Annotated in this window: 16 protein-coding genes; 9 read left to right on the top strand and 7 right to left on the bottom strand. The window is 74.1% G+C overall.

Going from position 1 to position 19,337, the window contains the following annotated elements:
• Nucleotides 1–8: 8 nt before the first annotated feature.
• The 4 genes from ACZ5NJ_RS30930 to ACZ5NJ_RS30915 form a co-directional block, all read right to left on the bottom strand.
• On the bottom strand, nucleotides 9–653 hold the full coding sequence (locus tag ACZ5NJ_RS30930; RefSeq protein ID WP_468769128.1) for an imidazolonepropionase-like domain-containing protein: 645 nt from the start codon (nucleotides 651–653) through the stop codon (nucleotides 9–11).
• Between the two features lie 17 nt (nucleotides 654–670).
• Nucleotides 671–1,870 (bottom strand): cyclic dehypoxanthinyl futalosine synthase, encoded by a 1,200-nt coding sequence (gene mqnC, locus ACZ5NJ_RS30925; protein WP_468769126.1) that lies wholly within the window; start codon nucleotides 1,868–1,870, stop codon nucleotides 671–673.
• 73 nt (nucleotides 1,871–1,943) lie between these two features.
• On the bottom strand, nucleotides 1,944–3,695 hold the full coding sequence (locus ACZ5NJ_RS30920) for a serine/threonine-protein kinase (RefSeq protein WP_468769125.1): 1,752 nt from the start codon (nucleotides 3,693–3,695) through the stop codon (nucleotides 1,944–1,946).
• Between the two features lie 237 nt (nucleotides 3,696–3,932).
• Nucleotides 3,933–4,796, bottom strand: a complete 864-nt coding sequence (locus tag ACZ5NJ_RS30915) for a menaquinone biosynthetic enzyme MqnA/MqnD family protein (RefSeq protein WP_468769123.1) — start codon at nucleotides 4,794–4,796, stop codon at nucleotides 3,933–3,935.
• 237 nt (nucleotides 4,797–5,033) lie between these two features.
• Between ACZ5NJ_RS30915 and ACZ5NJ_RS30910 the strand changes: the two genes are divergently transcribed.
• Complete coding sequence (locus ACZ5NJ_RS30910; protein WP_007265804.1) at nucleotides 5,034–5,237, top strand: cold-shock protein; 204 nt, start codon at nucleotides 5,034–5,036, stop codon at nucleotides 5,235–5,237.
• 231 nt (nucleotides 5,238–5,468) lie between these two features.
• Nucleotides 5,469–6,044 carry a hypothetical protein gene (locus tag ACZ5NJ_RS30905; RefSeq protein WP_468769122.1) on the top strand — a complete coding sequence of 192 codons (576 nt, stop codon included), beginning with the start codon at nucleotides 5,469–5,471 and terminating at the stop codon, nucleotides 6,042–6,044.
• A 102-nt stretch (nucleotides 6,045–6,146) separates the two neighbouring features.
• On the opposite strand, the gene ACZ5NJ_RS30900 is transcribed toward ACZ5NJ_RS30905, so the two are convergent.
• Nucleotides 6,147–7,850: a lytic transglycosylase domain-containing protein gene (locus tag ACZ5NJ_RS30900; RefSeq protein ID WP_468769121.1), complete on the bottom strand. Its 1,704-nt coding sequence runs from the start codon at nucleotides 7,848–7,850 to the stop codon at nucleotides 6,147–6,149.
• 498 nt (nucleotides 7,851–8,348) lie between these two features.
• Here ACZ5NJ_RS30900 and ACZ5NJ_RS30895 point away from each other — a divergent pair, with 498 nt between their 5' ends.
• The 3 genes from ACZ5NJ_RS30895 (at nucleotide 8,349) to ACZ5NJ_RS30885 (ending at nucleotide 12,560) form a co-directional block, all read left to right on the top strand.
• Nucleotides 8,349–9,041 carry a hypothetical protein gene (locus ACZ5NJ_RS30895; RefSeq protein ID WP_468769120.1) on the top strand — a complete coding sequence of 231 codons (693 nt, stop codon included), beginning with the start codon at nucleotides 8,349–8,351 and terminating at the stop codon, nucleotides 9,039–9,041.
• A 101-nt stretch (nucleotides 9,042–9,142) separates the two neighbouring features.
• Nucleotides 9,143–9,928, top strand: a complete 786-nt coding sequence (locus ACZ5NJ_RS30890) for an SDR family oxidoreductase (protein WP_468769118.1) — start codon at nucleotides 9,143–9,145, stop codon at nucleotides 9,926–9,928.
• Nucleotides 9,929–9,968: 40 nt separating this feature from the next.
• The gene (locus ACZ5NJ_RS30885; RefSeq protein WP_468769117.1) at nucleotides 9,969–12,560 is read left to right on the top strand and encodes a bifunctional FO biosynthesis protein CofGH; all 2,592 of its coding nucleotides are present in this window, start codon (nucleotides 9,969–9,971) and stop codon (nucleotides 12,558–12,560) included.
• A 20-nt stretch (nucleotides 12,561–12,580) separates the two neighbouring features.
• On the opposite strand, the gene ACZ5NJ_RS30880 is transcribed toward ACZ5NJ_RS30885, so the two are convergent.
• Nucleotides 12,581–13,660 (bottom strand): tyrosine-protein phosphatase, encoded by a 1,080-nt coding sequence (locus ACZ5NJ_RS30880; protein ID WP_468769116.1) that lies wholly within the window; start codon nucleotides 13,658–13,660, stop codon nucleotides 12,581–12,583.
• 223 nt (nucleotides 13,661–13,883) lie between these two features.
• Here ACZ5NJ_RS30880 and ACZ5NJ_RS30875 point away from each other — a divergent pair, with 223 nt between their 5' ends.
• The 4 genes from ACZ5NJ_RS30875 to ACZ5NJ_RS30860 all read left to right on the top strand — a co-directional run bounded on the left by ACZ5NJ_RS30875 (nucleotide 13,884) and on the right by ACZ5NJ_RS30860 (nucleotide 17,589).
• Complete coding sequence (locus ACZ5NJ_RS30875; protein WP_468769115.1) at nucleotides 13,884–15,167, top strand: ADP-ribosylglycohydrolase family protein; 1,284 nt, start codon at nucleotides 13,884–13,886, stop codon at nucleotides 15,165–15,167.
• A 56-nt stretch (nucleotides 15,168–15,223) separates the two neighbouring features.
• On the top strand, nucleotides 15,224–16,003 hold the full coding sequence (locus ACZ5NJ_RS30870; protein ID WP_468769114.1) for an SDR family oxidoreductase: 780 nt from the start codon (nucleotides 15,224–15,226) through the stop codon (nucleotides 16,001–16,003).
• Nucleotides 16,004–16,069: 66 nt separating this feature from the next.
• Entirely contained in the window at nucleotides 16,070–16,930 is an 861-nt protein-coding gene (locus ACZ5NJ_RS30865) for a TIGR03619 family F420-dependent LLM class oxidoreductase (RefSeq protein WP_468769112.1), read from the top strand.
• A gap of 170 nt (nucleotides 16,931–17,100) precedes the next feature.
• Nucleotides 17,101–17,589 carry a hypothetical protein gene (locus tag ACZ5NJ_RS30860; RefSeq protein ID WP_468769111.1) on the top strand — a complete coding sequence of 163 codons (489 nt, stop codon included), beginning with the start codon at nucleotides 17,101–17,103 and terminating at the stop codon, nucleotides 17,587–17,589.
• A gap of 176 nt (nucleotides 17,590–17,765) precedes the next feature.
• Here ACZ5NJ_RS30860 and ACZ5NJ_RS30855 read toward each other — a convergent pair whose 3' ends face one another.
• Complete coding sequence (locus ACZ5NJ_RS30855) at nucleotides 17,766–19,307, bottom strand: helix-turn-helix domain-containing protein (protein ID WP_468769110.1); 1,542 nt, start codon at nucleotides 19,305–19,307, stop codon at nucleotides 17,766–17,768.
• Nucleotides 19,308–19,337 lie beyond the last annotated feature (30 nt).

Raw genomic sequence — 19,337 nt, 5'->3', positions numbered from 1 at the left:
CCGAGCGGTCAGCGCCGCCGGTGCAGCAGCCGGCCGCCGATGACGGTGGCCACGCAGGTGGTCGCCCCGCGTTCCAGCAGCTCGGCCCCGTCCGCCACCGCGAACACCGCGAACCGCGCCGCGCCGCCCGCCCGGAGCACCCCGTGGAAGGCCTGGCCGGCGCTCTCCCGCCCGGTGAGCGGGTCCAGCGTCGGCACGCCCTCGTAGGGGGCGGGCGGGACGACGGTCAGGCCCGAGCGGACCACCGCCGTGCGCACCGCCGGGACCGTGAACCGCCCGGCCACCGCCACCACTCCGCGCGCCAGCAGCTTCTGCGTGCCCCGCCGGGCGCTGTTGCCCCGGCGGGACTCGGTCAGCTTCAGGGCCTCCAGGGCCTCGGCGCCGGTGATCGGGTCGGCGCCGAGCTCGGTGACCTCGTACGGGTCGTCCGGGTAGTACGTCCCCTCCAGCAGCACGTCCGCCCCGCGCGCCAGCAGCCCCGGGGTGAGCACCCCGGGCCAGCGCCGTACGCGGGCGTGCGGCGCGGCCGCGGCGAGGTCCTCGTACGGGCCCGTGCGGACGATCCGGTCGCCCTCCACCAGGACGGCGCCGGCCCCCAGGGGGGTGGCGTCCGGCCCGGTGACGAGCAGTTCGGCGGTGTGCAGCGTCAGCATCGAACGGTCGGTCCGCGTCAGCTCGTGGAGATGAGCTTCAGCTCCGGGTGCGCGGTGCCCCCCTCGATGGCGGTCGAGGAGATGTGCGAGACGACGCGGTCGTCGACGGGGTCGTTCGCCGGGTCCTCGTGCACGACGAGGTGCTCGTACGTGGTCGCGCGCTGCGCCGGGACGCGGTCCGCCTTGCGGATCAGGTCGATGATCTCCTGGCGGTTCGAGCGGTGCTTGGCACCGGCGGAGGAGACGACGTTCTCCTCCAGCATGATCGAACCGAGGTCGTCGGCGCCGTAGTGGAGGGCGAGCTGGCCCGCCTCCTTGCCGACGGTCAGCCAGGAGCCCTGGATGTGGGCGACGTTGTCGAGGAAGAGCCGCGCGATGGCGATCATGCGCAGGTACTCGAAGACGGTCGCCTGGGTCCGGCCCTTGAGGTGGTTGTTCTCGGGCTGGTACGTGTACGGGATGAACGCGCGGAAGCCGCCGGTGCGGTCCTGCGTGTCACGGATCATCGCGATGTGCTCGATGCGCTCGGCGTTGGTCTCGCCGGTGCCCATCAGCATGGTGGAGGTGGACTCCACGCCCAGCTTGTGGGCGATCTCCATGATCTCCAGCCAGCGTTCGCCGGACTCCTTCAGCGGGGCGATCGCCTTGCGCGGCCGCTCCGGCAGGAGTTCGGCGCCGGCGCCCGCGAAGGAGTCAAGGCCGGCGGCGTGGATCCGCTGGATGGCCTCCTCCGCCGAGACGCCCGAGATGCGGGCCATGTGGTCGACCTCGGAGGCGCCGAGGGAGTGGATGACCAGCTGCGGGAACGCCTTCTTGATGGCGGAGAAGTGCTCCTCGTAGTACTCCACGCCGTAGTCCGGGTGGTGGCCGCCCTGGAACATGATCTGCGTGCCGCCGAGCTCGACGGTCTCCGCGCAGCGGCGCAGGATGTCGTCGAGGCCGCGGCTCCAGCCCTTCTTCGTGTCCTTGGGGGCCGCGTAGAAGGCACAGAACTTGCAGGCCGTGACGCACACGTTGGTGTAGTTGATGTTGCGCTCGATGATGTACGTCGCGATGTGCTCCGTCCCCGCGTAGCGGCGGCGGCGCACCGCGTCGGCGGCCTGGCCGAGCGCGTGCAGCGGGGCGTGCCGGTAGAGGTCGAGCGCCTCTTCCTTGGTGATCCGGCCCCCCGCGGCAGCGCGGTCGAGGACGGACTGGAGTGCGGCCAGGTCGGTCACCGGTGGGTCACCTTTCGGCGGTGTGTCAAGGGTCCGGACCGATCCAGCCTACGCCAGGGCCCCGTCCGTTCTTTCAGGGGCTGCGGGTCAGGTCGCCCTCCGGGTTGCCGGCCGCCCTGTCCCCCGATGTGTAGTGCAGCGAGCCGCCCGGGTTGAGGGTGAACCGCTCGTCGGCGGAGCCTCCGGCGCAGACGCCGGGGGCCGGGTTGGGGCCGCCGGCGGTGTCCAGGACCAGGGAGCGGTCGGTGGCGGAGCTGAGCTTCCAGTCGCCGCTGCAGTCAGTGCCGAGGATCGGCAGGACCGACTTGTCCCGGCCGACGACCTCGCCGACCTTGCCGGCCTTGATGGTGATCTCGAACTGGCTGGTGGCCCCGAGGTTGGTGGTGACGGTGCCCTTCCAGGTGCCGATGAGCTCCTTGGGGACGTCGTCCCGGGTGCCCTTCGACGGGGCCGAGGCGGACGGGGCCGGGGTGGCCGGGGTTGCCGGGTCCGGGGCCTTGGAGGTGGCCGGGGGTCGGCCCACCACCTTGTCGTGGGAGTCGGACCGCCCGGGCAGCAGCCCTGTGGCGTACAGACCGCCGGACAGGGCCACGAGGAAGGCGGCCGCGCCGAGCACCACGGTGCAGCTGAGACGGCGGCCCGCCACCCGGACGCTCATCCCGGGCCGCTCCCCCGGCGGAGCGTTCCGCTGCCCCGGCACGCCGCCGGGCCCGGACGTCTCGGTGGGCAGCCCGTACACCCCGCCGCCCGAGGAGCCGCCGGACCCGTACGGGCCGCCGCCGGGGCCGGTCGAGCCGGGGCCGTAGGGGTTCGCGTAGCCGCCGGGGGTCGCGTACGAGGGACCCGGCGTCCCGAACCCGACCCCGACGGGCCCGCCGAACGACCCCTCGGTGAAGGGCACCGGCCCGGACGCGGACACGTCGCCGCCCCCGGAGGTGTCCGCGTCCAGGTCCAGCAGGGCCACCGCCGCCCGGCTCGCCTCCTCCACCAGCGGGGCCGGGAGCCAGCCCGGGGCGCCCAGGGCCCCGCCCAGCGCGGCCGCCAGGTCCTGGGGCGCCGGCCGCCCGGAGGCCTCCTTGGCCAGGCAGGACGCGATCAGCTCGCGCAGCTCCCCGGCCGGGACCCCGTCCAGCTCCGGCGGCTCGTGCACCACCTTGTAGAGGAGGGTCGCGGAGTTGTCGCCGCTGAACGGGGGCCGGCCGGTCGCCGCGAAGGCCAGGACCGCGCCCAGCGAGAAGACGTCCGACGCGCCCGTGACGCCCTTGCCCAGGATCTGCTCGGGGGACATGTAGCCGGGCGAGCCGATGGACACCCCGGTGGAGGTCAGGGAGGCGGTGCCGTCCGTGGCCCGGGCGATTCCGAAGTCGATCAGCCGCGGCCCGTCGAGGGTCAGCATCACGTTCGACGGCTTCACGTCCCGGTGGACGAGGCCCAGCCCGTGCACCGCCACCAGGGCCCGGGACAGCCCGGCGCCCACGGCCCGTACCGAGGCCTCCGGCAGCGGCCCGTGCCCGGCGACCGCCCGGTCCAGCGAGGGCCCCGCCACATAGCCGGTCGCCACCCACGGCACGGCCGCCTCCGGGTCGGCGTCCAGCACGGGCGCGGTCCACTCCCCGCCCACCCGCCGCGCGGCCTCCACCTCGCGGCGGAACCGGGTGCGGAACTCCGTGTCGGAGGCGAAGTGCGGGTGCACGACCTTCACGGCGACCGTCCGCCCGCCCGCACTGCGCCCCAGGTAGACCCGGCCCATGCCGCCCGCGCCGAGCCGGCCGAGCAGCCGGTACGCGCCGATCGTCCGCGGCTCACCGGCTTCGAGCGGCTGCATCGCGTCCCCCCTGTCCCCGGGCTCCATGGTCACCCGGACAGCAGCACCTTAGGCGGTGTCCGGCGGGCCGGGGCCGGAAAGACGTCCGCGCATTCCGCTCCGCGGATCTTCTTCCGCTCTTCCCCTTCTCGGGACGCGTACGACGGAAATGCGAAAGGCGAACTAATTACCGGCAAACGGAACATTCCCGTTCGGTGAAGCGGAAGATCCCCGGGAAGGCTCCCAGGGTATTGGTGATCACCGTTCCCCGGCGCCGGCCTTCAGCAACTCCACGGTCACATCCGCCGCGTAGCCCGTGTCCGCTCCCGTACGACGCGCGAATTCCCGCACCCCGGCGAGTTGTTCCGGGCCGAACCGGAAGTCGAGGGTGGTGAAGTAGCGCTGGAGCAGTCCGGCGTCGAAGGCCTCCCAGCGGGCCGCCTGCTCGGCGACCTTCACGACCTCCTCCAGGGACACGTCCCGGGAGGCGAGGAAGGCGTCGTGGACCTCCCGGACGATCTCCGGTTCGCGGGCCAGGTAGTCCTTGCGGGCGGCCCAGACGGCGAAGACGAACGGCAGCCCCGTCCAGTCCTTCCACATCTGGCCCAGGTCGTGCACGGCCAGCCCCAGCCGGGGCGCGTCGTGCAGCGAGGCGCGCAGCGCGGCGTCGCCGATCAGCACCGCCGCCTCGGCCTCCTGCATCATCAGCCCCAGGTCAGGGGGGCAGGTGTAGTAGTCGGGCCGCACCCCGTACTGCTCGGCGAGCAGCAGCTGGGCCAGGCGGACGGAGGTCCGCGAGGTCGATCCGAGGGCCACGCGGGCCCCGTCCAGCTGCTCCAGCGGGACCTGCGAGACGATCACGCAGGACATGACGGGGCCGTCGCACCCGACGGCGATGTCCTGGAGGGCGACGAGCCGGTCGGCGTTGCGGAGGAACTCCACGAGGGTGACCGGAGCGATGTCCAGGTCACCCTGGATGAGCCGCTCGCTCAGCTTCTCGGGGGTGTCCTTGGTCAGCTCCATGTCCAGCAGCGTGCCGGTGCGCGCGAGTCCCCAGTAGAGGGGCATGCAGTTCAGGAACTGGATGTGGCCGACCCTGGGCCGGCTGCGATAGACGTCCACATCGCGAGACTAGCCCCCGCTTCTCCGTCAGCGTTCGAGCGGGTCTCAAACGTCCGAGTGACGTGATCTTTCCCTCTGGTCTCGCCCCGAGGGTGCGTGCTAGGCTCGACGCAAGTTGCAGTTTGGTTTCCCTTGCAGTACGAGGCCTGCGGAGCATGTAACCCGCAGGCTTTTGTAGTTTTCAGACTTCTTAGCAGGTTCTGGAGCAGGGCGACCCTTTGGCCCATAGGAGGGCTCATGGCTACCGGAACCGTGAAGTGGTTCAACGCTGAAAAGGGCTTCGGCTTCATCGCCCAGGACGGCGGCGGCCCGGATGTCTTCGTCCACTACTCCGCGATCAACGCCTCTGGCTTCCGCTCCCTCGAGGAGAACCAGCAGGTGAACTTCGACGTCACGCAGGGTCCGAAGGGCCCGCAGGCGGAGAACGTTACCCCGGCCTAGTCGCCAGGCCGATCGGATCGCGGTCGGATTTCGCAGTACCAAGGAGCCCTGCTCCCTCCGTGCGAACGGAAGGGGCGGGGCTCCTGCCTGTTCCGTTCGGAGCAGCCCTGCCTCCGTTCGGGGGTCGAAAACTGGTTCCCCTGAGTGATGATCCGTGACGTCGCGTGTCCAGCGGCGGGCGGATCGGGGATGTTGGGTCGCGCACATCCGGCCTGCACTCACGGAGGAACGATGACGAAGCTCGCTTGGGCCGCACGGGGCATCTCGGCGCTGTCGGGGGCGGTGCTCCTCGGCGCCCTCATGGCGCCGTCCGCGGCGGCGGGGGGCGTGGACCACGACCCGCAGCCCAAGAAGAAGGCCTCCCATCCCGCCAAGGCCGCGAAGCCGGCCGCGCACGCCATGACCGCCAAGCCGGCCGGGTCCGACGACGACCGCGACGACGAGCACCACAAGAAGTGCTCCACCGGCCGCGACCTCGCCACCGCCGCCCCCGACTACACCAACTTCCCCCCCGGGCTGATCTTCCGGGTGGCGACCGACCGGCACGGGCACGCGTTCCTCAACGACAGCCGGAACCCGGGCGTGTGGGTCAACCTGGGGATCCTCGCGAACGCGCCCCGCTGCGTCACGGACACCGCCGCCTCGGTCACCGAGTCCAACCCCGGCCAGCTCTACGTGACCCTGCAGGACCGTGAGGGCGTGCTGCACCAGGCCACCTGTACCACCTCCGACACGCCGTTCAGCGCGTCGAACCTGGTGGCCGCCTGTGGCACCGGCTTCACCACCGTCCAGGACACCCCGGTATAAGCCCCCGGCCCCCGGGGCCCCGTACACCGACGACGGCACGGCCGGTCGCGCTGGGCGACCGGCCGTGCCGTCGTGTGCGGGCGTACGGGCCCCGGGCCCGGGTCAGGCCTTCGGCGCCGCCTTGGGGGCGGTGACCGTGACGTCCAGGACCAGTTCCGCGCCGTCCGCCGTGGTCAGCCGCAGGTGGTACGTGCCCGCGGGCGCGTCCGTGGTCAGCAGCTCCGGCAGGACGGTCTTGCCGTCGGCCCCGGTCTTGGCCGGCTGGACGGTGAACAGCTTCTGGCCGTCCGCCGCGCCCTTGAAGAACGGGCCCGTGGCCGTCTTCGGGTCCACCGGGACCCAGGCGCCGGGCTTGCCGGTGACCAGCTGGGCGGTGAGCTGTACCCCGGCCTCCGGCTTGTCGCCGCGGGCGGCCAGGAACTCCAGGCCCTTGACGGAGGTGCCCGCCGCGACCTCGACCGCGCCGGCGCCGCCCGTACGGGTCAGCACCACCGGCTTCTCGGCCGGCTTCGCGGTGACCTTGCCGTCCAGGGCCACGGTGAACTGGCCCTTGGCGTCGTAGGCCGTGGCCCGGAGGGTGAAGGTGCCCGCCTTCGGGCCGGCCTTGAGGCGCGGCGCGGTGGCGATGCCCTGGGCGTCGGTACGGACGACCACGCTCGACTCGTCACCGAAGACGAAGCCCGTGCCGCCGGTGGTGTCCTGCTCGACCGCGACGACCACCGCCTGGCCGACGGCCGGCTTGCCGTCGCTGAGCACCGCCTTGAACCGGGCGCCGTCCGCGAAGGTGCTGCCGGCCTCCGCCTCCAGCGCGCCGTCGCCGGCCCGGGCCAGCCCGGCCAGCGTCGCGGGTGCCGGGGTCGGCTTCGACGGGTCCGGCGTCGGGGTGGGCTTCGACGGGTCGGGGGTGGGCTTCGGCGTGGGCTTCGGGTCCGGCTGGGGCGTCGGCTTCGACGCGGGCGGGTTCGGGGTGGGGACGTGCGGCGGGGTGGGCACCTGGGGCACCGGCGGGGTCGGGTAGTTGCCGACGGGCGGGTTCGGGATGCCGGCCGTGCCGTCCTGCTGGTACTGGCGCATGTAGCCGAGCACGCTGTTCACGTACTCGCGCGACTGGTTGTAGCTGAGGATCGCCTTGTCGAGGTCGGCCGGGTTGGAGAGGTCCTTGCCGCCCGAGCAGAGGTAGAGGCCCGCGCCCAGCGCCGCGTCGTAGATGTTGTTCGCGTCGCGCTTGCCGTCCCCGTTGCCGTCGGCCTTCCAGGTGGCCCAGGTGGAGGGGATGAACTGCAGGGGGCCGAAGGCGCGGTCGTACTCGGTGTCGCCGTCGAACTCGCCCTTGTCGGTGTCGAGGATCTTCGCGAAGCCGTTGCCGTCGAGGCGCGGGCCGCGGATCGGCTTCTCGGTGGTGCCGTCGTCCTTGAGTCCGTAGCCGGAGGCGTGCACGGACTCGATGCGGCCTATGCCCGCGATCAGCTGCCAGGGGAGCTTGCACTTGGGGAGCGCGGCGCCGACGGCGAGCTCGGCGCGCTTGTAGGCGTCCAGGGCGGTCGCGGGGATGCCGGCGGCGCCTTCGGCGGCCGTCCCCGCGCCCGCGGCGGGCGGGACGACGGGGTCGGCGAGCTGGCCCGGCAGGTCGAGGCGGGCGTCGCCGCGCTCGGCGGCCTGCGGACTGTCCGGGGTGGGCTCGGCCTCGCCGGCGCCGGCGACCGGGGTGTTGGTCACGACGGCCGCGGTGGTGAGGCTGGCGGCGAGGGCGGCCGTGCACAACACCTTGCGCGAGGTGTTGACTACATGACGGTGAAGCGGCTTCACGGTGCGGCGATCCCCCCAAGGCGGCCGGCGAAGTCAGGCGCACGGCCGGTCGGGCCGTGATTGTTCTGTCTATCAGGTATTCGGATACGACTCGCCGTCGCCCCCGCAGATATGACGCACCATTCGTCTCGTCTTCACCCTTCTGTGGCTCAGGACGTCCAGCCCGCCTCCCGCGGGACTCCCGCACGGCTCGAAGGGGACTTCCGACCCCGTCCGGAACACCCCGAAAGCCCCGCCTTGTATGGCTCGTTGGAATTCGACCCGATTCACCTCGGGTCGGCCGGTTCGGGCGAGGGCGGGGCCGCCGGGAGCGTCCCGGCGGGACCACGTCAACTACTGGTAGTTTCACGCCAGACGAGAGCACTGGTGTACGACGCCTCCTCCTTCCGTGCAGGCATCCGGAAGGCGGAGCGGGCCGTGGTCCAGGCCGTTCGCCGCCCTGCCTCCGCCCCTCGGCCGCCGCTCTCCCGCCCGCGCCGCCGATCCCGAAGGCCTGCCATGACCACTCCACCGCCGCAGCAGCCCCACCCGTACGCCGGGGCCCCGGTCCCGCCGAACCCGTACGCGGGCACCGCCGCCCAGCAGCCGAACCCGTACGCCCAGCCGCCCGCCGGCCAGCCCGGCCAGCCGCCCGCCGGCCAGCCCGCGCAGCACCCCGTCGGCTACCCCACCAACCCGGGTGCCGGGTATCCGGCGCAGCCCGCCACCGGCTTCCCCGCCCCGCAGGGCGGCGGCCCGGGCGCCGCACCGTACGACCCCGCGTACGCGCCCCCGTACGCCCACGCGCCCGCGCCGGGCTGCCGCAACTGCGGGGCCCCGGAGGCGGCGAACTTCGCGGTCCGCGCCCACGTCGGCGTGCTGATCATGATGCGGTTCCACAGCCTCAACGGCCCCTTCTGCCGCCGCTGCGGCCGGGCGCTGGTCCGGGTCATGACCACGAAGACCCTGTGCCAGGGCTGGTGGAGCCCCTTCTCCCTGGTGATCTTCACGCCGTTCACGCTGCTCTGGAACCTGATCGCCGCGATCAAGTTCGGCAAGCTGCCGGAGCCCACCCCCGCGCCGGGCCGCCAGCCGCTGGAGGAGGGCCCGCCGGTGCACGCCCGGCCGCTCGCCTACGTGGCGATCATCCCGCTGCTCTGGTTCACCTGGGTCGCCGTGAACATCTACCTGGACGCCTCCGGGCGCCGCTAGAGAGGTTGGCCCGCCCACTCCCCCGCGCCCCTTCCCACCGCAGCCGCGCCCGCCTACCCTGACGCCCCGTCAGAAACGTACGAGTCACACGGGAGCGCGCCATGCTGCTGCGAGGGAAGACCGTCGTCGTCTCCGGCGTGGGGGCCGGGCTCGGCCACCAGGTGGCCGCCGCCGTGGTCCGCGACGGCGGGAACGCCGTCCTCGGCGCGCGCACCGAGGCCAACCTGGCCAAGTCCGCCGCCGAGATCGACCCCGACGGCGCCCACACCGCGTACCGGCCCACCGACATCACCGACGAGCGGCAGTGCGAGGCCCTCGCCGCGCTCGCCGCCGAACGCTTCGGCGGGATCGACGCCGTCGTCCACGTCGCCGCCTGGGACTCCTACTTCGGCGGCCTGGAGGACGCCGACTTCGGTACCTGGCAGCAGATCCTCGACGTCAACCTCCTCGGCACCCTGCGCATGACCCGCGCCTGCCTGCCCGCCCTCAAGGCCGGGGGCGGCGGCTCCGTCGTCCTCATCGGCACCCAGTCCGCCGTGGCCGCGCCCAACGAGGTCCGCCAGGCCGCCTACGCCGCCTCCAAGGGCGCCCTGACCTCCGCCATGTACTCCCTGGCCCGCGAGCTCGGACCGCACCGGATCCGCGTCAACACCGTGCTGCCCGGCTGGATGTGGGGCCCGCCCGTCCAGGCCTTCGTGACCTTCACCGCGCACATCGAGAACGTTCCCGAGGCCGAGGTCCACGCCCGCCTCACCGACCGGATGGCCCTGCCCGACCTCGCCACCGACGGGGACGTCGCGGACGCCGCCGTCTTCCTGGCCTCCGACCGGTCACGGGCGATAACCGGCCAGTCCCTGCTGGTCAACGCCGGTGAGCTGATGCGGTGACCCCCTCCGGCCCCCGAACCGCTGCTCGTATGCTCGCCGTATGACCACTCCGAGTGACGCCCCGACCGACAACGCGATGCGCCGCGCGCTCCGGCGGGCCCGCGACGGCGTCGCGCTCGACGCGACCGAGGCGGCCGTGCTGCTCCAGGCCCGCGGCGAGGCCCTGGAGGACCTCGCCGCCTCCGCCGCCCGGGTCCGTGACGCGGGCCTGGCGGCCGCCGGCCGCGCGGGCGTGATCACGTACTCGAAGAGCGTGTTCATCCCCCTCACCCGCCTCTGCCGCGACAAGTGCCACTACTGCACCTTCGCCACCGTCCCCGGCAAGCTGCGCCGGGCCGGGCACGGGATGTTCATGTCCCCGGACGAGGTCCTCGACATCGCCCGCCGGGGCGCCGCCCTCGGCTGCAAGGAAGCCCTGATCACCCTCGGGGACAAGCCCGAGGACCGCTGGCCCGAGGCCCGCGAGTGGCTGGAGGCGGAGGGCTACGACGACACGATCTCGTACGTCCGCGCCATCTCCGTGCGCATCCTGGAGGAGACCGGGCTGCTGCCCCACCTCAACCCCGGGGTCATGTCCTGGGCGGACTTCCAGCGCCTCAAGCCCGTCGCCCCGTCCATGGGCATGATGCTGGAGACCACCGCCACCCGGCTGTGGTCCGAGCCCGGCGGCCCGCACCACGGCTCCCCCGACAAGGAGCCCGCCGTCCGGCTGCGCGTCCTGGAGGACGCCGGCCGTTCCTCGGTTCCCTTCACCTCCGGGCTGCTCATCGGCATCGGCGAGACGTACGAGGAGCGCGCCGAGTCGCTGTTCGCGCTGCGCCGGGTCGCCCGCGCCTACCACGGCATCCAGGAGCTGATCATCCAGAACTTCCGCGCCAAGCCGGACACGGCGATGCGCGGCATGCCGGACGCCGAACTGGACGACCTGGTCGCCACGATCGCCGTCGCCCGGCACATCATGGGCCCCTCCGCCTGCCTCCAGGCCCCGCCCAACCTGGTCGACGGCGAGTACGCCCGCCTGATCGGCGCCGGCATCGACGACTGGGGCGGGGTCTCGCCCCTCACCCCGGACCACGTCAACCCCGAACGCCCCTGGCCCCAGATCGACCTGCTGGCCGAGCGGTCGGCGGCGGCCGGGTTCGAGCTGCGCGAACGGCTCTGCGTGTACCCGGAGTTCGTGACCCGGGGCGAGCCCTGGCTGGACCCCCGGCTGCTGCCCCACGTCCGGGCGCTGGCCGACCCGGAGACCGGCCTGGCCCGCCCGGACGCCGTCGTGGAGGGGCACCCCTGGCAGGAGCCCGAGGAGGCCTTCACCGCCGCCGGGCGCACCGACCTGCACACCGCGATCGACACCGAGGGCCGCACCGGCGACCGCCGCGAGGACTTCGACGAGGTCTACGGCGACTGGGAGGCCCTGCGCGAGGCGGCAGCGCCCGGCATGGTCCCCGAACGGATCGACACCGACGTACGGGCCGCCCTCGCGCAGGCCGCCGACGACCCGGAGCGGCTCACCGACGACCAGGCCCTGGCCCTGCTGCACGCGGACGGCCCCGCGCTGGACGCCCTCTGCCGGATCGCGGACGACCTGCGCCGCTCCGTGGTGGGCGAGGACGTCACGTACATCGTCACGCGGAACATCAACTTCACCAACGTCTGCTACACCGGCTGCCGGTTCTGCGCCTTCGCGCAGCGCCGCACCGACGCCGACGCCTACACCCTCTCCCTGGAGCAGGTCGCCGACCGGGCCGCGCAGGCCTGGGAGGTGGGCGCCGTCGAGGTGTGCATGCAGGGCGGCATCCACCCGGACCTGCCGGGGACGGCGTACTTCGACATCGCGCGGGCGGTGAAGGAGCGGGTGCCGGGCATGCACGTGCACGCCTTCTCCCCGATGGAGGTCGTCAACGGCGCCACCCGCACCGGGATGTCCGTACGGGACTGGCTGGCGGCCGCCAAGGAGGCCGGGCTGGACTCCATCCCGGGCACGGCGGCGGAGATCCTCGACGACGAGGTCCGCTGGGTGCTCACCAAGGGCAAGCTGCCGACGGCGGACTGGACCGAGGTCATCACCACCGCGCACGAGCTGGGCATCCGCTCCTCGTCGACGATGATGTACGGCCACGTGGACCAGCCGCGGCACTGGCTCGGCCACTTCCGCACCCTGGCCCGGATCCAGGAGAGCGCCCTCGCCAAGGGCGTGGAGGGGTTCACGGAGTTCGTGACGCTCCCCTTCATCCACACCAACGCCCCCGTCTACCTGGCGGGCATCGCCCGGCCCGGCCCGACGGTCCGCGACAACCGGGCGGTGACGGCGATGGCCCGGCTGCTGCTGCACCCGCACATCCCCAACATCCAGACGAGCTGGGTGAAGCTGGGCACGGAGGGCGCGGCGGAGATGCTCCGCTCCGGGGCCAACGACCTGGGCGGGACGCTGATGGAGGAGACCATCTCGCGGATGGCGGGGTCCTCGTACGGCTCGTACAAGTCGGTGCGGGACCTGGTCGCGGTCGCGGAGGCGGCGGGCCGGCCCGCGAAGCCCCGGACGACCCTGTACGGGGAGGTGCCGCGGGAGCGGCAGGCCGCGGCCCGGGCCTCGGACGGGCACCTGCCGGAGCTGCTGCCGGTCCTGGACTGACCGGGCGGCCCGGAGCGGGATCAGCCGACGAGGAGGTCCCGCTTCAGGTCGCGCAGCTCGCGGGCGTCGAGGCCGAGGCCGTCCTCGAGGTAGCGGTCGAAGGTGCCGTACGTGGCCTTGACCTCGTCGTAGCCGGCATTCAGGTACTCGGGGCGGACGTCGAGCAGCGGCTTGTAGACGGCGGCCTGCGGGGCCGGCAGGTGCGAGAGGATCGCGTCGTTGGCGGCCTTGCGGTAGTCGTTGCTGGCCAGGTAGTCGGCCAGCACCGTCTCCTGCGGGACGCCGAGGGCGGTCAGCAGGGTGGCGTCGGCCCAGCCGGTGCGGTCCTTGCCGGCGGTGCAGTGGAAGAGGACGGCGTGGGCGCGGTCGTCGCGGACCCCGTCGAGGACCTGCGTGTAGGCCTTCCTGCCGCCCTCGCCGCCGACCATGCTCCGCTCGGCGCCGATCATGGCCCGGACGGCCTCGTCGGGGGACTTGGGCAGGGTCTGGAAGGCGCCCGAGCCGGCGAAGACGTCGGCGACGACGTAGCGGGCGCCGGCCGGGACGCGGTCGGCGTCCTTGGTGCGCTCGTCCTGGGTGCGCAGGTCGAAGACGGTCTTGACGCGCAGCCTCCGGAGCTTGGCCTGGTCGGCGTCCGTGAGCTTGTTCAGGGCGTCGGAGCGGTAGACCTCGCCCATCTTGACCCACTGGCCGGTGGTGGTGCGGTAGCCGCCGACGTCGCGGAAGTTGACCGCGCCCTCCAGCCTGACCTGGCGGTCGGCGAGGTGCAGGCCCTGGCCGTGGTCGGCCTTGAAGTCGAACCACTGGCGGTCGGCGGCGGGCAGCCCCTTGACCGTGGCCAGGCCCTGGGCGCCGCCCTGGGCGACGACCTTGCCGTTCGCCTTGATCTCGACGTGCCCGGTGCCCTTGGCGTTCCACTTCAGGGCGTACGAACCGTCCGCGGCGGCGGTGACGGTGGCCTCGGTGAAGGGGATCGAGGTGCGGTCGTGGTGGCGGCCGGGCCATTCCCAGCCGGAGGCGGAGGCGGCGGGGGCCACGACCAGCGAGGCGGTGAGCGCGGAGGCGACGGCGGCGGTCGCGGCGAGGAGAGCCTTCTTCATGGGGTCGAGCCTCCGGGCGCCCGGCGAACCGGGCGTGAACAGGACATGGCTGGAACCGGCCGACGCGAAGGCGAGTGGCAAAACGTGCCACCGATCATCTCCCTGGCTGGAACCGCTCGCGATCCGGCCGTTCTCCGCTCACTTACGGGCGATCTGACGGACTCCTTCCGAAACCGACCGAAGCCGTCCACTACAGTGCGCGCCAGACTCTGGGGGGAACGGCATGGATACGACGACGGGCACGGCCGCCGGCACGGCCGCGAGCAGGGACGCCGGCACGGACGCGGCCACAGCGGCGGGGGCGGCCGGGGCGACGGGCTCGGCCGCCCCGGCCCCCGCTCCGGCCTCGACCCCGGCCCCCGCCCCGGCCCCGGCCGCCGCCCCGGCCTCGACCCCGGCCACCAACCTGACCACCGCCCTGTGGGGCCGTGCCGAACAGCAGGACTTCCGCAGCCGGGTGCGCGGCGCCCTCCTCGGCTCCGCCATCGGCGACGCCCTCGGCGCCCCCGTCGCCGGCATCTCCCTGGACGGCATCCACGAGGCCCACGGCCCGGCCGGCCTCACCGAGCCCGCGCCCGCCCACGGCCGCCGCGGCACCGTCACGGCCTCCACCCAGCTCACCCTGTTCACCGTCGACGGCCTGATACGGGCCCACGTGCGCCGCGACACCGGCGGCTGGCACCCCCCCACCGACGTCCACCGCGCCTACCTCCGCTGGGCCGCGACCCAGCACGACTGGGGCCCCGACGAACGCCGCGCGGACAACGGCTGGCTCGCCCGCGAGGAGTGGCTCTACGCCCGGCGCGGCCCCGCCCGGGCCTGCCTGACCGGCTTCGCCGACGACACCCTCGGCACCCTGGACCAGCCCAAAAACCCCACCGCCCGCGACGCCGCCGCCACCGTCCGCTCCGCTCCCTTCGGGCTCCTGGTCGGCTGGGAACCCGGCCTGGTGCTCCAGCTCGCCGTCGAGTGCGCCACCCAGAGCCACGGCCACCCCACCGCCTACCTGTCCGCCGGGGCCCTGGCCGTCATCGTCCACGGCCTCACCCGCGGCGAGCCCCTCGACGCCGCCGTCCGGCACGCCCTCGCCCTCCTCGCCGCACGCCCCGGCCACCAGCCCGTCACCGACGCCCTGCGCCGGGCCCTCGCCGCCGCAGCCGGCGCCACCCCCGGGCCCCGCGCCGTCGAGTCCCTCTCGTCCGGCGAAAGCCGCGACGCCGAGGACACCCTCGCCCTCGCCGTCTACTGCGCCCTCGCCGCCGAGGACGTCCGGCACGGGCTGCGCCTGGCCGTCAACCACGGCGGCGACTCCACCGCCACCGGCGCCCTGTGCGGGGCCCTCCTCGGCGCCCTCCACGGCGAGACCGCCCTCCCGGCGGCCTGGCTCGCCGCACTGGAAGGCCGCGCCACGATCCTGGAACTGGCCGACGACTTCGCCCTGGAAATGACCCAGGGCCCCACCCTCCACACCACCCCGGCCTGGCTGACCCGCTACCCGCAGGGCTAGGCCCTGAACGTCCCGGCCGCGGCGACGGCCGTGGCCCCAGCAGGAACGAGGCGAAGATGGGTGAACTGGACGGCCGGACCGCACTGGTGACCGGCGGCTCACGCGGGATCGGGCGGGCGGTCGCGCTGCGCCTCGCCGCCGACGGAGCGCTGGTCGCGGTCCACTACGGCGGCAACGAGGCGGCCGCCGCCGAGACGGTGGCGCGGATAGCCGACGCGGGCGGCCGGGCGTTCGCCGTGCGGGCCCGCTTCGGGGAGAGCGGCGCGCTGGACCGGCTGTTCGAGGGGCTCGCCACCGGGCTCGCGGAGCACGGCGCGGACGGCCTGGACATCCTGGTCAACAACGCCGGCATCCACTCCACCAGCCCGATCGGCCGGCTCACCGAGGAGGAGTTCGACCAGCTCCTGGCGGTCAACGTGCGCACCCCCCTCTTCGTGGTCCAGCGCGCCCTCCCGCTCCTGAGGGACGGCGGCCGGATCGTCAACATGGGCTCCGCCGCCACCCGTATCGCCAACCCCCTCCAGATCGGCTACACCGTCACCAAGGCCGCCCTGGCCGCCCTCGCCCCCTCCCTCGCCCACGAGTTGGGCCCGCGCGGCATCACGGTGAACACGATCGCCGCCGGAGTGGTGCGGACCGACATGATCGCCGCCTACCTGAACGTCCCCGAAGCGGTCGCCGGACTGGAGGCGATGACCGCCCTGCGCCGGGTCGGCGAGCCGGAGGACATCGCGGACGCCGTCGGCTTCCTGGCCGGCCCGCGGGGACGCTGGGTGACCGGCCAGACCATCGACGTCTCCGGCGGCACCTACCTCGGCCCGCCCACGGCCGGCTGACCGCCCCTGCCACCGCCACGCGGAACCCCGTACCTTGGCCCTCCCGACGACTCGGAGGTGCCCCCCATGCGGATCGCCACGACCATCTTCCTCACCGACCGCACCGTCTCCCCCACCCGTCTCGCCCACAGCCTCGAAGAGCGCGGCTTCGCCGGCCTCTACCTCCCCGAGCACACCCACATCCCGGTCAGCCGCGCCACCTCCGCGCCCATGGGTGGCGACCTCCCCGACCAGTACGGCCGCACCCTGGACCCCTTCGTCGCCCTCGGCCAGGCCGCCGCCGTCACCCGCCGCCTCCACCTCGGCACCGGAATCACCCTCGTCGCCCAGCACGACCCCATCGGCCTCGCCAAGCAGGCCGCCACCCTCGACCACCTCAGCGGCGGCCGCCTCACCCTCGGCATCGGCTACGGCTGGAACGTGGAGGAGGCCGCCGACCACGGCGTCGACTGGCCGACCCGGCGCGAACGCGTCCGCGAGCACATGGCCCTGATGCGCGCCCTGTGGTCCCCGGAACCGACCGCGTACGAGGGCCCGTACGGCTCCGTCCAGGCCAGCCTCGCCCACCCCAAGCCCCCCACGCCCCCGCGCGAACTCCCGGACGGGCGGCGGCTGCACGGACCGCGCACCCTCATCGGCGGGGCCGCCGGCCCCAAGCTCTTCGCCGCCGTCGCCGACCACGCCGACGGCTGGCTGCCCATCGGGGGCGGCGGCCTCACCGAGAGCCTGCCGGTGCTGCGCCGGGTCTGGGAGGACGCCGGACGCGACCCCAAGGCCCTCCAGGTGGTCCCGTACGCCGTCCGCCCCAACCCCGGCAAGCTCGCCCACTACGCCGAGCTGGGCATCGAGGAGGTCGTCCTGCAACTCCCCTCCGCGCGCGAGGCGGAGGTCCTGCGCACCCTGGACGACTACGCCCAGTACCTCTGAACCACAAGCCGGCGACCGGATCGAGACCCTGCCGGGACACGGCGGCCGGAACCGCCGCGCCCCGGCGGGGCGTGTCTTCGGGTGCCTCGACCGGCCGGCACGGCTGGTACGTTGGCGCGTTCCGTTCCACCGTTCGTTCCAGTCGACTCGCTTTCCTGGGGGACCCTCCCGTGCACAGCACCCTGCGCATCACCGCCTTCGCCGCCGCCGGCCTGGCCGCCGCCCTGACCCTGACCGCCTGCGGCAGCGACTCGAAGGCGGACGCGAAGCCCAGCAAGGCCCCCGCGGCCGCCCTGACGCCGACCGCCGCCCCGACCGCCGCCGCCAGCACGGGCAGCTCCGGCGCGGGCACGGGCGCGGGCTCCCTGGACGGCGGCTGGATCTCGATGCAGACGCCGGGCAAGAGCGTGGTGCTCACGGTCAAGGGCCAGAAGGCGCTCGTGGTCGAGGCCGCCACCGGCCTGACCTGCGAGGGCACCGCCACCGGCGCCACCCTGGACCTGAAGTGCCCGGCGGGCGCGACCCGTTCCAAGGGCAAGGTCGACTCGGTGGACGCCACCACGCTGAAGGTCACCTGGGAGGGCGCGGGCCAGGACACCTTCCAGAAGAGCGAGGCGGGCAAGCTCCCGTCGCTGCCGCCCCTGCCGACGAAGAAGTAGCGGCCCTCCGCCCTGACGAACCGGGCCCGGAGCGCACCATCGGCTCCGGGCCCGGTTCGGCGTCACGCTCCCGCGTGCTGGACCGGAACCTACGGTTCCGATCCCCCCGTTGACGGCGCCGACCTGAGCGGCACCGCTGAGGGGAAAACTAGGGCCCCGCTCGACCGGCCGCCATCTCACGGCTGCACGGTCACGGGGCACGAGGGTGTCACCGGTGCACGGTCCCCCACCCCTGACCGGCCCGAACACCCCGCCTCGCCGGGGTCCGGCTCGCCCACGGCCATGAGCGCGAGCACCACCTCGTAGAGCCCGCTCCCGCCCGCGACGAGCTGGCGCCGCAGCAGCCCCTCCGCCCCGCGCAGGTGCTCGCGCACGGTCTGCGGGTGCACGCCCCGGCGCCGGGCGGCGGGCTCGACCGCGCAGTTCTCGGCGACCCAGTCCCGCAGCGTCCGCCCGAGGTCCCGCTCGTCGGCACCGAGCGGTGCGAGCAGCTCACGGGCCCAGGCCCGTACGGGGGCGGCGGCCAGGAGGCCGGGCACATCGGGAGCCGCGCGCCCGGCAGCCTCCTGGCCCTGGTCCTCGAACCTCAGGGCGAGGTCCAGCGCCGCCCGGGCCCGTACGTCACCCAGGTCGACGCCGAGCAGCCCGGCCGCCCGGTCCATACGCGCCCGCACGGTGTTGCGGCTGATCCCCAGCAGACTGGCCGCGCTCACCGCCGTGAACTCCAGCCCGAGCCGCACGGTGGCCGTCAGCGCGTACCGGTCGTGTGCGGGCACCGCCGCCAGCGGCCGCAGGAACCGGGCCGCCCAGGCGGCCGCGGCCCCCGCGTCCAGGACCTCCGGCAGCCGGACCCGGGCGGCGTGCCCGGCCATCCGCCCGGGCATCAGCCGTGCGGCCGCCAGGCTCCGGACGGCGTCGTCGTACCCCGCCGCGACGCGGGAGAGCGGGTGCCGGTCCCCGACCCCCAGGAACACCCCGTCCCGGCCGGCGACGAACGCGCGCAGGATGTTCTCCGCGCCGCCGCCGACGGGCGCGACGACGATGACGTGCCCGTCGTCCGCAGGACACCGCACGACCAGCGCCCGCCCGGCCAGCAGCGCCTCGCAGGTGTCGGCGACCTCACGCCGCTCCTGCTGCGCGGTCTCCAGGACGAGGACCACCGCGCGTTCCGCGTCCAGGAGGCCCGGCCGCAGTCCGGCCATCGTCCGCTGGGCGAGGGCCACTTCGCCGCCCATGAGCAGTTGCAGCACCGACAGCCGCACCCCGGCCCCCGCCTCGGCCAGCCGCCGCCGCTGGGCCTCCGCCTCCGCGGCGGCCAGGAGCAGCTCCAGGAGGGTGGCGCCGTGGGCGACGAGCGCGGCGGCCGCCTCGTCGAAGGGGGCCGGACGGGAGACGACGAGCACCGGGTGCGGCCGCTCCGCCCCGAGGGCCAGCATCCGCAGATGCCGCCCGGGTTCGGCGACCACGGCGGACCGGGGGCTGCCGGCGGCGACGTCCCGCAGGAGCATGCCGTCGGGGCGCCCGTCCCCGGCCCGGTCCGCCGGCTGCGCGGGGCCCTCGATCCGCGCCGAGCCGCCGACGGCCCGGCTCAGCCGCTCGACGACCCTGCGCACCGCCGCCGAGTGCCCGCCGGGCCCGACGCGGGCGGCCCTGAGCAGCCCGTCGAGCCCCTCGGGCCGCCGCTCCCCGCCAACTCCGTCTCCGGACAAGCCAGTCACCACCATTCCGCCTTCCCGTCTTCCCCGTTC

The organism is Streptomyces sp. NPDC032091 (genome assembly GCF_055580265.1).
Note: the sequence above shows the minus strand (reverse complement) of the source record. Positions and strands in the feature narration are given on the sequence as shown.